Annotated in this window: 14 protein-coding genes and 1 pseudogene; 3 read left to right on the forward strand and 12 right to left on the reverse strand. The window is 43.2% G+C overall.

The window, feature by feature from the left end; genetic code table 11:
• Entirely contained in the window at positions 1-567 is a 567-nt protein-coding gene (locus OCV44_RS19390; RefSeq protein WP_139686098.1) for an OmpA family protein, read from the forward strand.
• Between the two features lie 138 nt (positions 568-705).
• On the opposite strand, the gene OCV44_RS19395 is transcribed toward OCV44_RS19390, so the two are convergent.
• The 4 genes and pseudogenes from OCV44_RS19395 to OCV44_RS19410 form a co-directional block, all read right to left on the reverse strand.
• Positions 706-3,009 carry a putative bifunctional diguanylate cyclase/phosphodiesterase gene (locus OCV44_RS19395; RefSeq protein WP_139686099.1) on the reverse strand — a complete coding sequence of 768 codons (2,304 nt, stop codon included), beginning with the start codon at positions 3,007-3,009 and terminating at the stop codon, positions 706-708.
• 502 nt (positions 3,010-3,511) lie between these two features.
• A complete protein-coding gene (locus tag OCV44_RS19400) occupies positions 3,512-4,360 on the reverse strand; it encodes a sulfurtransferase (RefSeq protein ID WP_139686100.1) in 849 nt (282 codons plus the stop codon).
• Between the two features lie 35 nt (positions 4,361-4,395).
• Positions 4,396-4,710, reverse strand: a complete 315-nt coding sequence (locus OCV44_RS19405) for a hypothetical protein (protein WP_139686101.1) — start codon at positions 4,708-4,710, stop codon at positions 4,396-4,398.
• A gap of 275 nt (positions 4,711-4,985) precedes the next feature.
• A pseudogene (locus OCV44_RS19410) lies at positions 4,986-5,351 on the reverse strand (hypothetical protein); the annotation flags it as partial.
• Between OCV44_RS19410 and OCV44_RS19415 the strand changes: the two are divergent.
• Positions 5,323-5,799 (forward strand): pentapeptide repeat-containing protein, encoded by a 477-nt coding sequence (locus OCV44_RS19415; protein ID WP_261900942.1) that lies wholly within the window; start codon positions 5,323-5,325, stop codon positions 5,797-5,799. The pseudogene OCV44_RS19410 and the gene OCV44_RS19415 sit on opposite strands and share 29 nt — an antisense overlap.
• A gap of 45 nt (positions 5,800-5,844) precedes the next feature.
• On the opposite strand, the gene OCV44_RS19420 is transcribed toward OCV44_RS19415, so the two are convergent.
• The 3 genes from OCV44_RS19420 to moeA all read right to left on the reverse strand — a co-directional run bounded on the left by OCV44_RS19420 (position 5,845) and on the right by moeA (position 10,239).
• Positions 5,845-7,980, reverse strand: coding sequence for an LruC domain-containing protein (locus OCV44_RS19420; protein WP_139685526.1), 2,136 nt, complete (start codon positions 7,978-7,980; stop codon positions 5,845-5,847).
• A gap of 261 nt (positions 7,981-8,241) precedes the next feature.
• Positions 8,242-8,991, reverse strand: a complete 750-nt coding sequence (gene moeB / locus OCV44_RS19425) for a molybdopterin-synthase adenylyltransferase MoeB (RefSeq protein ID WP_139685527.1) — start codon at positions 8,989-8,991, stop codon at positions 8,242-8,244.
• 12 nt (positions 8,992-9,003) lie between these two features.
• Positions 9,004-10,239: a molybdopterin molybdotransferase MoeA gene (gene moeA / locus OCV44_RS19430; RefSeq protein WP_139685528.1), complete on the reverse strand. Its 1,236-nt coding sequence runs from the start codon at positions 10,237-10,239 to the stop codon at positions 9,004-9,006.
• A gap of 216 nt (positions 10,240-10,455) precedes the next feature.
• On the opposite strand from moeA, the gene folE reads away from it, so the two are divergent.
• Positions 10,456-11,109 (forward strand): GTP cyclohydrolase I FolE, encoded by a 654-nt coding sequence (gene folE / locus OCV44_RS19435; protein ID WP_004731548.1) that lies wholly within the window; start codon positions 10,456-10,458, stop codon positions 11,107-11,109.
• Positions 11,110-11,174: 65 nt separating this feature from the next.
• Here folE and OCV44_RS19440 read toward each other — a convergent pair whose 3' ends face one another.
• The 5 genes from OCV44_RS19440 to OCV44_RS19460 form a co-directional block, all read right to left on the reverse strand.
• Positions 11,175-12,647: a C69 family dipeptidase gene (locus tag OCV44_RS19440; RefSeq protein ID WP_139685529.1), complete on the reverse strand. Its 1,473-nt coding sequence runs from the start codon at positions 12,645-12,647 to the stop codon at positions 11,175-11,177.
• A gap of 527 nt (positions 12,648-13,174) precedes the next feature.
• Positions 13,175-13,756, reverse strand: a complete 582-nt coding sequence (locus OCV44_RS19445; RefSeq protein ID WP_139685530.1) for a hypothetical protein — start codon at positions 13,754-13,756, stop codon at positions 13,175-13,177.
• Positions 13,749-14,288: a YaeQ family protein gene (locus tag OCV44_RS19450; RefSeq protein ID WP_004731545.1), complete on the reverse strand. Its 540-nt coding sequence runs from the start codon at positions 14,286-14,288 to the stop codon at positions 13,749-13,751. Before OCV44_RS19450 ends, OCV44_RS19445 begins: the two co-directional genes overlap by 8 nt.
• Before the next feature lie 115 nt (positions 14,289-14,403).
• Positions 14,404-14,613, reverse strand: coding sequence for a cold-shock protein (locus tag OCV44_RS19455; RefSeq protein ID WP_004731543.1), 210 nt, complete (start codon positions 14,611-14,613; stop codon positions 14,404-14,406).
• A 449-nt stretch (positions 14,614-15,062) separates the two neighbouring features.
• A complete protein-coding gene (locus tag OCV44_RS19460; RefSeq protein WP_139685531.1) occupies positions 15,063-16,154 on the reverse strand; it encodes a PQQ-dependent sugar dehydrogenase in 1,092 nt (363 codons plus the stop codon).
• Positions 16,155-16,272: the final 118 nt, after the last annotated feature.

The following is a 16,272-nucleotide window of genomic DNA, read 5'->3' on the forward strand; positions in this document are numbered from 1 at the left end:
ATGAGATACCTAGTAATTATGTCTACGATACTACTGTCTCCATTGAGTTATGCAAACTGCTTGGGCAGTGTCGGCGAATATGTCACTTCGAAAACGTTGGTGTCTTCTCATACTGTTACGACACAAGTGACTGGAAAGCTAATAGAGCTTGATGAAAAACCCCAAAATGAGGTGATCAATAGAGAGAGTGAAGTCATTCAAATCGCAGCTCAAGATGATGTCTGTTTCTATGATAAAGCGACGCAATCTTTGGTGCTTAATTATTCAACTAATGTGTACCTATTAGATGAAAATCATAAACAAGTATTAGGGCAATACCTTAGTTTAGTGGGAGATAAATCCAAGATTTATATAGAAGGTCACGCAGATAGCTTAGGCAGTAAAGCCTATAATAAAGCGTTGTCATCCCGCCGGGCAGGGCAAGTGGCGAGCTACTTGAAGAAAGATCTTCATCAAGGGAATCGCATTGTTGAATATGCGTATGGCGAAAGTGCACCAATTTGTAAAGTCACAGACAATAAGGCAACAGGTTGTAACCGACGAGTTGTGATAACAGTTAAGTCGTAATGGGCTTTGTTGTCGTTGTCTGTATTTTTATTTTTTGGACCGCTCTGTTAAGTGGTGTGTAAGGAAAAGGGAACCCGTTTGGGTTCCCTTTTTTAATCTATAGCGTTATTCGCTTAAACAGGTAAAGTACCCAAACAGTTACAACGTAGGTTCTGGTAGTTCTGTAGCCATAACTTGAGCCGGTGTGAGATACTTGCATAACTCATCATAAGGAATAGGACGAGAGAAGTAGTAACCTTGCATTAAGTCACATCCGCATGCTTTTAGAATCGCGAAGTGTTCGTTTGATTCTACGCCTTCTGCCAATACCACCATGCCGAAGTTTTTACCGATAGCGATGATGTTCTGGACCATTGTTAGTGACTGTTGATCGACTGCGATGTTATCAATGAAGCTCTTATCAATTTTAAGCTCGTCGATAGGGAGATCCTTCAACATGCTCAGTGATGAATAGCCTGTACCGAAGTCATCTAAAGATATTTTAATATTCTTTTCATGTAAGGCTTCGAAAATGGGTTTTACTAAGTTTACATCTTCAATAAACAGGCTTTCGGTGATCTCTAGCGTTAAGCTGCTCGCTGAAAGTTGATACTTCTCTAACGTCGTGAATAAGTGATCGGAGAACGACGCATGCGAGAATTGACGGACTGATATATTGATCGACAATCCGATATTTTGGTTCGTCGTTCGGTGTAAATGAGCGATTTGCATAACACTAGATTCAATAATAAAGGTGCCGAGTTTTTGCATTAAACCTGTGCTTTCAGCAATAGGAATAAATACGTCTGGCGGGACAAAACCCAGTTCATCATCTACCCAACGCACAAGCGCTTCTACACCGTGAGTGCTTTTATCTGCACGAACCAATGGTTGAAAAACCATAAATAAAGCTTGTTTATCGATAGCAATACGAAGCCTTTGTTCTACTTTCATTTTGTAGAGGTGTGCGTCTTGCATCTCAGTCGTGAAAATACTGTATGAGTTTTGCTGCTGTTTCGCTTTGTACATAGAAATGTCGGCAGAGCGCAACAGGCTATCTAAATCTTTTCCGTGTTCTGGGAACCTAGCAATACCTATGCTACAGCCCAACAAGAATTGAGAGTGTTCAACTTCATAGGGCCGAGAGAGAACGTCAATAATTCGTTCTGATAGTCGTTTAATTTCAGATTCACTACTCAGCGGTGTTAAAAACAAGAACTCATCACTAGACTCTCGCACTAATAGGCTGACTCGAGAGCGGAACCGCATCAAACGTAATGCAATTTGTTTGAGTACCTTGTCACCGAAGTCGTGTCCATGGGTATCATTAACACATTTGAAGTTATCGATGTCGATAAACAGTAGCGAGAATGGCTTTGATTCATTCTCAATCCATTTACTGATGTTTTTGCGCATATATGAACGGTTGGGGAGAGAGGTTAATGGATCGTGATTGGCTTGGTAAATCAGTTGACTGCGAGTTCGTTGCTCGTTCTTGGCAATCGACTTTACTAAGAAGTAGAAACCAAGCTGAAGAATAATAAAAACAAAGAAAATAGCGCCGAACTCTTTTGCGAATATACCATCAACGTGCGCCAGGTCTGTTCGGCCGACAACCCAAAGTTTGTAGTCTGGAATGTACCTAGCGCTAACGAGTGATGGGAATGCGCCGTCATCGTTACAGAAAGAATACGTGTATTTGCCCGTTTTAGCATCTTCGACGCTAACACTCACTTGTTCTGAAAAGCTTTTGGCAATACGAGCCATCAGGTCGTGATTAACCGGTGTCAAATAAGCGTCTAGCGACTCGATATCGCTAGAAAAAAACTGACGATAGTTATCGGTTCTAAGTAGAGTTAACGTGTTGTAACTGCCTGCGTGCGCATTGTTTTCAAACAAGATTGTGCTGTCTAAGCGTAAGCCTGCTGTCATGACCGCATCAACGTTCTTGCCATCAATAGAAATGGATTTTCTTAATGGGATCACGAGGCTGTTAAGAGAATCATGGAAATAAGTGCGCCCCAAAACCATTTTTTCGCTAGATACAGCCTCTAGAAATGAGTCTTTGGTGTATGGGAGGTCTAGTAAATTAAATTGGTCAGACAGCTGTAGGTTTGAGCTGATTGACAGGTAATCCCCTTGAGGATTTAGTAACCCGAAAGCGGCTATTGCAGGATGAGTATCAAGCAGTTTATCTAAGATTGGCCGAATTTGAATCGAAGCTGTGCGGGTAAAATCGGACTGCTGAGCAAGCTGATGTCCAACTACTTCAAGTAATGCTTCTTGGCTGGTTAATAGAGAGTTTACTGAGCTAGAGAAGATCTCAACTTGGATATGTTGTTGCTTAGTAAAGTCATCTCTGTTTGATTGCCACTTGGTTATGCCAAAGGCGCTGAAAAGTATCAGGGTAAGCAGCACGATCAGAGCGTACAGCGACCAGATATTTTTCTTAAATAGAGCCATGAGATGCCTTTTGTTGGTGACTACTTTTAACAGACTGCAAGTGACAAACGTTTATATCGCCAGTGTGATTAATGCAACGAGGCATAAAAACATCAAAGATGAATATATCAATGATTAAATAGTTTAACGGCTACGAACAGAGATTCTTGAGTGAAATATTAACACTCTTCAATATGGTGAAAATTAACCCATGGCTAATCACGGTTTTTCTAGAAATCGTATGGTTTTACACGGAGGTAGCGTTAACTCGGTCACTAAATTGCTATGTCGTTAAGTGACTGCATAGTTAAGTAACTGCGTCGTTAAGTAAGCATGTCTTCAAGCGACTGTATCTTCGGGCGATTACGTCTTCAAGTTACAATCGCGTTAAACACCTGAGCTATTAAGTGCCTAGCTTGTTGAGCAATAAGATGCTTAAGTACCATGAATTCCAACCATAACCTTTAGCAAGCTCCGTATGCATGCACAGTATATTCTAACAGTGTCATTAAGCGAAGCTGAATTACATTTTAGTTACGGCAATAGGTAGCTTCTCATTCGCGCCCCATTCAGTCCATGAACCATCGTAAACACCCATATCGCCTGAATAACCGGCTAGTTTAGCGGCTAATAAGATGATGCAAGCCGTTACCCCAGAACCACAACTAAAGAACATAGGCTGAGAAGGGGTTAGGTCTAAGGTTGAAAATATTTCAGCTAATTCATTTTGAGCTCTCAATTTGCCATCATTTAATACTTGAGCGAACGGTAAGCAAATTGAGTTCGGGATGTGACCGCTACGCAGGCCTTCGCGTGGCTCAGGAACCTTAGAATCGAAGCGAGCTTGTGAACGCGCATCTACAATGTTTGCGCTCTTGCTGGTTGAGTAACTTTCAATCTGCTGAGCGTTTACAAAATAGTTGCCTTGAATACTCCCTTCAAAATTGCCGGTTTGCACTGTTGTTTTGAAGTCGGTATCTGTTGCGTAGCCGGCATCTATCCATGCAGGTAAACCACCATCTAAGATATAAACGTTGTTATGTCCCATTGCCATAAACATCCACCATGCGCGAGGTGAGGCAAAAGTTCCTGAGTTATCGTAAACCACTATCGTACTGTCTTGATTGATACCGATTTCGCGAGCACGAGTGTTGAAGTGTTTTTCGGTCGGGAACATGTGAGGGAGCAGAGTGTGCTTGTTACAAAAGTCTTTGTCGTAGTCGAAACGAATAGCTCCTGGAATCATCTGTCCTTTGATCTTTTCTGATTCACTTGGGATCTGAAATTCGATGCTAGCGTCGAGGATTACAATGTTATTTTCTTCTAGCAAACGTTGTTGAAGTTGTTCCGGTGAAATGAGTGGCTGATTCATTCTTATTATGTCCATTCTTGTTGTTATATCGACGACTAAGGCGCTGTTCTACAGTGGATGAACTGATAGCTGCTTTGTCCGGTTATTTGATTGTTTAATGTATCAAGCGCGACCACAGAATCAAGAGGGCAGTCTGTTGTTGGTGGAATGGAAACGCGAAATATTTTGTTGTCTTGAGTTTCAACCGTGAGGTAGCGCCTATGTCCGTCTAGGGATTGAGTGAGCGTATTGGAGATGACTGTGGCTTCAATGCGTTCTCCGGTAGAAGATGTCATCGGGAAATAGGTGAGAAATAAAAGTAGCCCAATACCAATCGACAATATAACGAATCCTATTTTCAACTGTTTCATAAAGTAAGCCTTTGAAAGTCATCTTTAAAAGATAAGACAGGCTTTCGATAAAGTGAACATAACCAGTACTGAAAATTGAAATAGCGCCCAAATAAAAAGGTGAGCCTCATTGCTCACCTTTATGTTTTGTTATTTGACTTTTGACTTTTGACTTTTGACTTTTGACTTTTGACTTTTGACTTTTGACTTTTAGCTTTTGTCTTGGAGACCGCTGCCTAACTTCACTGAATTTAGCCATTGGCTAAGTTAACTCAGCGCGTTTTATTCCTTTCTTTTTACCAAGTGATTTGTGAGCCGTTACTTGCAACGACTTGTTGCAGCGGTGCTTGACCGTCATAAAACCAGATTTCAATCAACAGAGTATCTTCGCTTAAAGGCGCCGCAAAGTTGGAGGTGAATGTTCCGTTATCTAAAGGGCCGCCAATGACCTTACTTGAATAATCCGGCTTGTAGGTTGAATCTGCTCTTGTGGTAAATCGGCTATATACAGATACAAACGAACGATCGGTTGAGATGTTACTGATATCAATATTGAGGTCGAATTGATCTACAGAGTTGTAATCGAAACCATCAGGGATTACGAGCTCATCCATTTTGTACGCTTGCGGGCCGTTGGAGGCCACCGCGGTAACTGGTGTCGGTTCTGGGTTTATTGCGACATTGACTGGTGTTGAGGCCACTGATGGTGATGTAACTGGCGCTGATATCACAGGTGCTGACGCTGCTGGTGTTTGTGTCACTGGCGCTGACGTCGCTGGTGTTGACGTCGCTGGTGTTGACGTCGCTGGTGTTGACGTCGCTGGTGTTGACGTCGCTGGTGTTGACGTCGCTGGTGTTGACGTCACTGGTGTTGACGTCACTGGTGTTGACGTCACTGGTGATGTCACCGCAGGTGTTGAAGGCGCTGGGCTTGACGTTGATGAGCCACCATCGCCGCCTCCGCCCCCACAACCTAACAACACTAGTGGTGCAATGAGTAATGTAATACGTATGGATTTCGACAACCCCCAACATTGCGACTGCGCCGTACTCTTTTTATGTGCAGTATTGGACTGGTTAGGTAACAAAGCACTGTTCGAATTTTTGTGACCGTTTGTTACTGTCTGTTTAATTGGCATATTCATGATCATTCTCCTAAGGCAAGTAACATTGGTCAGCGGCAGGTGTTTGGAACCAATCTGTTGATTGAGTACCACCGGATTCAGCAAAGTTCGCAAAGTTTGGATAGGCTGTGACAATATCTACATATTCCAGTGGCCATTCCCATTCCGTGTCTGAAGTAATCAGTAGCGCCCAAGGGTGATTGTCTGCGGTTTTAAAATACTTGCCCGCTGCGGGGTCACTGTCGTCAACACCTAGCCCCGTATTGAATAGATTTACTGTATCAAATGCTTCAGTTGGAGCTTGGTCTGGCAAGTGAACCTCCCAGCTACGTCCAGGATGGAGAGGCAGGTTTTCACCGTGATAATACCCAGGTGTTGCAAAGATGAATGGGTCGTAAGGCATGTCTATCCAACTGTCTGTACTCACACCGTCTCCTGCTAAGGTAATACCGATTTGGAATGAGAACTGCTCATCTTCTTTACATCCATTACTGGTGCGGTAGAAGGTACAGCCAGTGCTGATTTTTTCTGTCAGGTCATTGGCGATAACAAATATTGCTTCGCTGCGCCCATCTTCTAGGTCGAGGTCAGTGAATGCACCATTGTGCTTCATGTAGGAGTTACCACTACTCACTAAGCTCGGGTCTAAGTTAGGAAGTCGAACAGCAAAACCATTTCTGTACGATGCCCCGACAGCAGCTAACCGTCCGTCGATAGTGGATTTAACGACTTTTCCATCTTTAAGGATCTCGGTAATACGATACATAAGAACAGCATCGTTCATGTCGTAATCTGCTTTATATGGCCAGTTGTCTTCATACGCCAAAGTTGCGTAGCCTGAAGCACTTGGGAAGTAACGAGCTGTGGCACCATCGTTAAGCACATCAACTTGAATATCAACTACCTCACCAGATGTCGAACCACCAAAGTAGCTCAGGTTGGTTTGTTGGCTGAATCTAAAGCGAGCCCAAGTAGTCCCCGTTAGTGCGTTGATATCGACATTTAGGAACAGATCGTTTTCACCAGCATCCAATTGGTAGTCGGTAAATACTTGTTCGTTAGCACCATCGAAGCTGCCATCTTGGTTCCAATCGATCCAAGCTGATAGGTACCCAGAGGTCGAAGCTTCTACGATAATTTTTGAATCAAGCCCGGCTTCAAGGGCGGTGACAAAACCGATACCACCGTTGGCCCATTCATCGTCAATGCCAACACTTTCATCTGATTGTGGAGTTACGTAGCCATCAAGATCGGCGTCAGGTGCATCTGTGCCTAGCCATGTGATGCCATCAAGTTCATGTCGAGGACCATTGCTTGCGAGTAGGGTTAGGTAACTGTCTGGCGCGTCACCAAAGTCGATGTTTGAATCTTCATCAACAACCGGTGCATTGGCACAACGAGCGCCATCGTTTTGTCCCGAAGAAGGCCCATTCGATACAAATTCAACGGCTGGAACAATACCTGCGGCGATATTGGTCGCGTTGTCGGGAGATAGGTTGATTCGGTAGATTTTCCCGTCTTGATTTCGAGATACGTAGTAATAGCCGTTTACATCAAAATAACCCGCTCCGAATGTGCCTAACTCACCAGTATCACCGATGTAGGTTTCGGCACCCGTTGTCGGGTTGAAGCTGTATAAGCCTCCGGAGTCATTATCGATGCCATATAAAGAGCCATCACTTGGGTGAAAAGCAAAATCGGTCAGTTTTACGGTTGCGGGGCTACCTGCGATTTTGTTGACCGTAACGGTTGCATTAGGATCTGAATCGAGAGGGGATAGATCAACAGTGAACAGCCCCTTACCGGTGCGGTAGAGGTAGTAAACGTGGTCGTAGACATCGCCTACATAGAAGGTATGGTCGGTTGGTAATCCACTGGTATTGATGACTTCAGCTTGGAAATCCTGTCCAAGTCGCACCAAGCGTTTGTTTGTTGTGTCGTAACCGTAGATATATCTGTCTTGAAAGTCGAAACCAACACCATTGATATTGGCATTCATACCAGTATCGTCTTCTAGAAGGGTTGTTGAACCTGTTACTAGGTTGACACCCCAAACCTCAACGGGTTTTGATTGAAAGAGGTAAGCCTGGCTTGGACAGGTATCGAATGGCGCGGAGTTGGCGACAAAAGACGCACTTAATAGCAAACTTAACGTTGTAATTCTCATATCTACATCCTTGTCATAGAAGGTTTAGATACAGTTACAAGTTATGTGCCAATTTTAAGTTATTGATTTTTATCTATTATATTTCGGTTTGGTGAGGTGTTCATTATATTCTCAAAATGAGAACTCAAATGAAACTAATCTTTCATAGAGTATTTCAAATTGATAAATCGATGTGAGAAGCTGATGTAGAGCTCTAAAAAAGCCCTGACTTTAGTCAAGGCTTAGGCTTAAGTTTTCGGTGGGAGGGGATTACGACTGTGTCTATCCACACACCGAACAATTAGGCATCTTCATTAAGTTCATCTCACGCCAGTTATGCGACATGGCATCGAGAATCAAAAGCTTGCCTTGCTTTGGTTGCCCAAAATTGGCAATAACCTTGATAGCTTCCAAAGCCTGAGCGGCACCTATCATTCCGACAACTGGCGCCATAACGCCAGCTTCAACACAGCTTAGTGCAGCGTTGCCAAATAGGGCGCTCAAACACTGGTAACACGGTGCATCTGCGTCTTGATACGTGAACACACTAATCTGACCTTCCATTCTAATCGCAGCACCAGAAACAAGTGGTGTTTTTGACGTGTAGCACAAGCGATTGAGTTGATTGCGCGTTTCTACGTTGTCACTGGCATCAAGAACAAGGGAGTGAGTTTCAATCAACTTTCCTAGTGCTTGGTCATCAAGCCTGTGGTCGACAGTTTCAATTGTCAGATGAGGGTTCAATACCTGCAGCGACTCAGCGGCAGAATCGACTTTCTTCTTGCCAATATCAGCATCAGTGTGAAGGACTTGTCGTTGCAGGTTTGAAAGCTCGACAATATCATCATCGATGAGCGTGAGCTTACCAATGCCCGCAGTTGCAAGGTATTGAGCAGAAGCACAACCTAAGCCTCCAGCCCCTAATACTAAGATTGAGCTCTGCTTTAGCGCTTCTTGGCCTTCAAAATCAAACTGCTTAAGAATGATTTGACGGTTGTAGCGAAGCATCTCTGCGTCAGACAGTATTTCCATCAGTAAGCCTCGTTAGTAAAGCGTCGAGTTAAACAGCTGAATTTGAACCGTTTCACCGACTTCAACACGACCGCGTTCGCGCTCTAGTACCACAAAGCAGTTTGCTAAACTCATTGAACGGAAAGCGCCAGAGCTTTGGTTACCTGTTGTTTCTACCACAAACTGACCGTTTTCAATCGAGTAGATACCACGCTGGTAATCAGTACGACCTGGGCCTTTTTTGAATGCAGATTTGGTGATAGCGGGAATAGATTCCGGAGCTGTCCACGCTGTATGACCCGCAAGTTTAGCCAACATAGGTTGAACCAACACGTACATGGTCATCATCGCCGACACTGGGTTGCCCGGTAGACCGCAGAACCATGCGTTATCTAATTCACCGAATGCGAACGGTTTACCGGGTTTGATAGCTAGCTTCCAAAAACCGATTTGCCCCAGTTCTTCCAAAATGTCTTTGGTGTAATCCGCCTCACCAACACTCACGCCACCAGAAGTCACAACCACGTCTGAGATTTGCTGTGCTTTTTCGAAAGTTTCTTTAAGCGTTGCAGGACAATCTGGGATGATACCCAAGTCGATAGCTTCACAACCAAAGGCTTCGATTAATGGTTTAATACCGTAACGGTTACTGTCGTAGATCTGACCGTCTTCAAGAGGTTGGCCTAATGGTTTTAGTTCATCGCCAGTAGAGAAGAAAGCGACTTTAGGCTTATGTAACACTGTCACGTGGCTCACACCCAATGAAGCAATCATTGGAATGTCACGAGGTGTTAAACGCTCACCGCGGCTAAGAACGATATCGCCTTGTTTGATGTCGTCACCAGTAGGGCGAATGTTATTGTTCAGCTTGATGTTGTCTTGTTGAATCTCAATACCAGCCTCAGTTTCGGCTGTGTTTTCTTGCATGATGACAGCGTCACAACCTTCCGGGATTTTTGCGCCAGTCATAATGCGAATACAGGTATTGCTTGGCCATTCACCTTCGAACGGTTGGCCTGCAAAAGATTTGCCTGCTAATGGTAGCACTTTACCGTTTTCTAGATCTACTAAGCGCAGTGCATAGCCATCCATTGCTGAGTTATCAAAAGGAGGTACGAAAATAGGGGAAAGAATATCTTCAGCAAGGACATAACCTAATGCTTCAGCAAGAGGTAGAGATAAAGTCGTTTGGATTTGTTTGATTGGTGATAGCAGCTTATCTAGTGCTTCTTCAATTGGCATCAAGCTCGGAGCGTCGCAACAGCCCATAATTGAAATCCTTTGGTCGTTATTATTTTGATTTAGTGGTTGGCAATGGTGGTTTAATAATTATCAAATCACGGTTGTTCGCCAACGAAATTGCAGCCACTTTAGCATAGTTTAAGCCCCGTAAATAATGACCTCCCTTAAAATATGGGTGTATTTATTCAAAATTCCGAGTATCCTTGTTTGCCATCCAGAAGGGGCAATAAAAGAGGAAGTTCAATGTCAGGTCTTAGCGAATCAGCGAAGTTGGTTAAAGATGCGCTAGCAAGCCGCGGATTAGAGACACCAATGCGTCCTAACCAGGTTAGCCGAGAAGAGAAAAAGGAACGAATCGAACACCATATGCGTGAGATTCTCACTCTCCTTGAACTTGATCTTGCAGATGACAGTCTGGAAGAAACACCACAACGTATTGCGAAAATGTATGTGGATGAGATTTTTTCTGGTTTGGATTACGCCAATTTCCCTAAAATCACCGTGATCGAAAACAAGATGGGTGTTCGTGAGATGGTACGAGTAAAAGACATTACCGTAACCAGCACATGTGAGCATCACTTAGTCACCATTGATGGTAAAACTGCAGTAGCTTACATTCCGCAAGGTAAGATCATTGGTCTTTCGAAGATCAACCGAATCGTTCGTTTCTTTGCTCAGCGTCCACAAGTTCAAGAGCGTATGACGCAGCAAATCCTTGTAGCATTACAAACGCTACTAGAAACGGATGATGTTGCTGTCACCATGGATGCGGTTCATTACTGCGTGAAATCTCGTGGTGTAATGGACGCAACCAGCGAAACGACAACAACAGCTCTGGGTGGTATTTTTAGATCAAACCCAGCAACGCGCCATGAGTTCTTACACGGCCTGCGTTAGAACTAAACCGATTAAGATCAAAAAACGGAGCATTATGCTCCGTTTTTATTGGTTGCTTCATAAGCCTACAGATTGACTATTTTCTTAAACTCTTCTTCTGAGTATTTCTTCTCTGTGCTTTTAGTCAAATCTGTAATCATTTTGTATCTAAGCTCAGTCGCCATATCTAAAGTACGCTTAAGCTGTCCGTATGAGTAGTCGGCAGCCATGTTCAGGGCCGCTTGTTTATCTACTTTATACATGTCTGTTAACGTTTTATCTAAGTGTGTGACCTGTTTGTATAGTTGAGTTTCTTCTTTGTCCCAAGTTGCTTTTAGTACTGGTAAATACTTGTCTGGGTTTGAAGAAGCGAGGGCGGTTAAGCTACGGAACTGCCAATAAGCAGAGTCATCGCTGTAGTTATCATCGCCTAACTGGTACGCTTTTGGGTAATCTTGTAGGGTTGAGTATAACGGCACTAACACAGATTCTGGTAACACGCCGAAGCTTTGCCAAATAATACCTTGAAGCTCTTCTGGCATCTCAGGACGAAGCTGAATAATATGCGACTCTAGTTGACGCTCAACTCTAATTGGTCGTTTCGATTTTCCTTCCAAAACCGTGTCTTTATAAGTCGCGCTAAGTACTTCCGCCACATCTTCAACTGAGATTTTTGCATCTGGCTTCATAAACAAAGGGTATTGCGTCATGCGACTTTGTTGATGCAGCGAAGGTGTCAGCATTTTTTGGCCTAGCCATTCACGATCGATATTATACTCATCACCAATAACTCCGAATGCTTTAGCAAAATTGAAAGATTTTTTATCTGCGTTATCAAGCAGTTTGTACTGTTCTACAAACTCGAATATATCTTTTGAATGCAGTACCTCTTTGTTTGCCAAGTTCACATCATGTACACGCAAGCCATTTGCAATCATGGCGTAACTGTCATCAGGCACTTTTACAGCAATCCAATGGTGACCTGAACCAATTTCAAATAGCCACGCCTCATTGGTGTCTGCAATATAGAGACTGTTACCTTCGCCAGCACCATAGGTTTCGATGTAATGACCGAGTAACTCTACAGCTTGTTTTGCGTTTTCTGCCTGAGGAAGGATTAGCGTAGGTATAATGGCTTCGATTACGCCATTATCGATTAAAGGATCTACTTTGGCGACTTTGTCGTTTATTTCTGCGCTGGTTGTTGCTGAAATGGCAACGTTGTGTTCATTAATCCCACGTTCTTCATAGAACTTTCCATCGCGATTAACGGTATCCGCATCCCAGTCTGGTATCGCAGAGTAAGCAAAGAAGTGTTTTGGCATCGGAACAATTAACCCGTTACCTAACTGCCAGTCACCTTCTTGGTTATCTTGCGCAGGTCGATACTTTAGGTATTTGTTCCAGTTGTTAATGCCAAAATCTTCATTACGAGCAATCATAATGCTACCGTCGTTCGAGGCTCCTTTGCCAACAATAAGCCCAGTACAAGCTATCGCATTACTGCTTAGAGCGACAGCTACTGCAGTTGCAAGAAAGGATACAGACCATATTTTCATTTTAATTCTCCGCTTATAAAACAAGATAATTTAAAGTTAACGTTAGTTGTATTTGCAGGTTTTTTATTATCATTTTATAAAAGTCAGTGTACTTATCATCACAAGAGAAAATGCTTCTGCTCGTCACATAACTGATATTTCCATTTGATAATAATTATCTGAAAAATATGCACTTTTTGAATAAATTGATAAGTTATAGTTGTAAAGTAACCTTGCCATATACGTAGCTTTAATTCGTCGTGTTATGAGAAGTATCATTATCACAACAAGACTTTGTTCGTTTCTAACGTATGGTTTTTGGATTGCAATCGGATAAACAACGATGCTGAAGCGCGGTATCTTGAGGGGGCTTTTTTGTACTTGTAATAAAGTAAACAGCAAAGACTGCGAATGTCGTCATTCTCTAAAGCGAGGAACGAGTGTAATAGGGAATCTGCATTTTCGATGTGGGTTGGTTGGAACGGAAATTAGATGCGCTCTACAGAATCTATAAAGCGCAAATTTGGGTACAGCAGCTGGTGGAATGCTTAAGAAAGATTAAACAAACGCTTAAAGTGGTGAACAAAACCGGACGGCTTATTCTCAGCTTGATAGAGGTTCAAACCATCATAAAAACTTGCCATGAACTCTACGCGAATCTCATCATCGGTGTTTTTTGATACGCGAGATAGCAACGAAGCGGCTACTGCTGCGTGATCATTAGCAAGGCTGTAATCCATTCCTAGTCGTCCCTGAACGAACAACCACAAATGAGTGATTAACTTTAACTGCTGAGCGTTAGAGTTTTGAAACTTGTCGCAGTGTTCAGTGCCCACTGTATTATCGAATACATTTTGCATCGCCTCATTCGCTTCTTTATTGCTTTCAAAGCGATAGCTTGCATCGATATGTACCTTGGTTAACAGACCAAGCAACGTCTGACGTGCAGAGTTGTCTGGCTTGTTCTCGCAAGCGTGCCTAAACAGAGCATGGTTTTCATCAATAAATGACTTTAATTCTTTTTCATAGCCCGTCGTCAGCGCTTTGACTGAATCGAGACCTGCGAGCTGCAAACACGCTTCGAGCTTAGTTTGGCGCTGAGGTTCAGTCTGAGTTTGGATCTCAGTCATTACTCTGTAGCTCTTCCCACGTGACTTCTGCAGATTGAGTGTCGCTGTTTACGAACGCAGAGTTACCCGACAGCATTACTGAAAGGTCCATAGTACGTTGTGTCATCGCTGCTAGCTGCTCAATACCATCGTTGTCCAGACGAACGATCTGAGCTTTCAGATAACCGAATTTACCTTTGTTCTGTTCCCACCAAACATTCGATTTAGTGTTGAAGCTAAACACGCTCACAGACTTAGATAGGCGAGTCGCTTTCTTAACACGTTCTGGATCGGGTTCGCCAACATCAATCCACTCTAAGATTTGGTCATCTAACGACTTCTGCCATAAATCGGGTTCTTCAATGCTAGACAACCCTTTAGTGAACTCAAGTTCAGGAGATGCATTGATACAGAAAGCAATGATACGAGCCATCATGCGCTGTTCTGTTTCAGAAGGGTGTTGTGCAACCGTTAGATTAAAAGAGTCGTAATAGTCGCGATTCATATCGGTTAAAGAAATACGAAACTTATAGATTGTTGGTTTGAGAGCCATTGATAGGGTGTCTTAGATAGAAATAGTGGGGGGATGTTACCTTAAATCTCTGAATAGCGGGTAAAAAAATAGCCAGCAGAGGCTGGCTATTTTTAGAAAGCTTTAAAATACTAAATTAAAGTACTTTGATGCTGTCAGCTTGTGGGCCTTTTTGACCTTGAGATACAGTGAACTCAACTTGTTGGCCTTCAGCAAGAGTTTTGAAACCGTCGCCTGTGATTGCAGAGAAGTGTGCAAATACGTCTGGGCCGTTTTCTTGCTCGATGAAGCCGAAGCCTTTAGTTTCGTTGAACCATTTTACTTTACCAGTAACTGTGTTAGACATGATGATATCCTAAAATTAAATTTTTATTTTGAGCCAATTGTGGCACTGATAGCGCGGAAAAGTTTATTGCTATTGCGTACAACACAACGGGGTTACTAGTAATCCAACGAAATGTTTATATACAAAGAACTTTCTTTCTAGCCGAGATGAAGTCTAAATCAAATTAGGGGATAGTCAATCGAATCCATAGTGAAAGGTTGCAGAAACTTGGGGGTAGTCAAACTTTGCATTCCTTAAATATCATGGAGTTACAGTTGTATGGTGATTTGTTGTAGTTTTTGTGAAAAAGGTGGTCGAAATTGATGACGAATTTGGAGTAATTGCACTGTTTTGGCACATTTATTTTCCAAATTATTAAGCCGCTAATTGGGTGCCTGGCTCCAATTTTAACGGCTTATATTTATAAATCTCACGGTAAGCATCATGTGTCTATTGGAACGAGGTTTTGACTACTTTTTCAAGCGATACAAGTTGCCATTATCGGTACTGAAAAAGATGTCGCCGCTTGGTGAAGTTTCAATGTCTCTTATCCTCTCGCCTAAATCTTCTAAAATACGTTCCTCTTTAATTGCCTCACCTTGTTCATTGACTGTCACAATATTAATGTGAGTAAGCTTAAGTGCGCCAGCCAGCAGCTTTCCTTTCAACTCTGGGTATTTATCCCCTTGGTAAACAATCAAGCTCCCCGGAGCAATTGAAGGAACGTAGACTTTTTTAGGCGCTTCAATGCCATCCTTAGTTTCAGACTCGCCTACGCTAATTGGGCCCCAATACTCTTTTCCGTGTGATGTGACAGGCCACCCGTAGTTGGCATCTGCTTTAATTAGGTTGATTTCGTCACCGCCTCGCGGACCATGTTCAATCGACCACAGCTTCTGGGTTGGGAAGTCGTAATACAAGCCTTGTGGGTTACGATGGCCATAGCTCCAAATCTCATTGAGCACCTTGTTGTTGTCCACGAACGGGTTGTCGCTTGGCGTGCTTCCATCGGTATTTAATCGCAATATTGAGCCTGCGTGAGTCATGGTGTCTTGGCCGTTGTCGCGGTCACCACGATCGCCGATTGAAAAATACAGATGGCTCTCATCAAAGGTGATACGGCTACCGAAGTGACGGCCTGTATCTGTTCTAGATTTAGACACAAACACATCTTGCCAGTTAGACACTTCACCGTTCGTGTAACTGGCAGAAGCGAGTGTTGTTACGCCTTCGCCATCGACGTTTTTACTGTAAGTGACATAGAATTTCCCAAGTTCAAAAGGGGAGAGCGCGATATCCAACAGGCCACCTTGGCCTTTCGCCCAAACATTGGGCAGCCTGAACAGTGTGCTTTGATCGCCCGTCTTTAAATCAACCTGTTTAATGACGCCTGATTTTTCTGTTACTAGCATGGAGTTGTCGTTGATATAAGCCAACCCCCAAGGGATCACGAGTCCGTCGGTGATCTTCTCTGCCTGCCATGCAAAAACTGAGGTTGAAGCAATTGGACCTGATACGATGAGTGCCAAAGCACAGGAAAGAATACGATGATGAGTGTTCATTTAAGTCCCTTGATTATGAGCGTCTAGTGTTAGTCTAGCGCCTGTGGTCGATAGGCGGAAAGTTGAGGTTACTGAAAAGTGACTATTCACATATTTAGTTGAACGTCTATTGTATGAT

The organism is Vibrio tasmaniensis, assembly GCF_024347635.1.
Lineage (GTDB): Bacteria > Pseudomonadota > Gammaproteobacteria > Enterobacterales > Vibrionaceae > Vibrio > Vibrio tasmaniensis.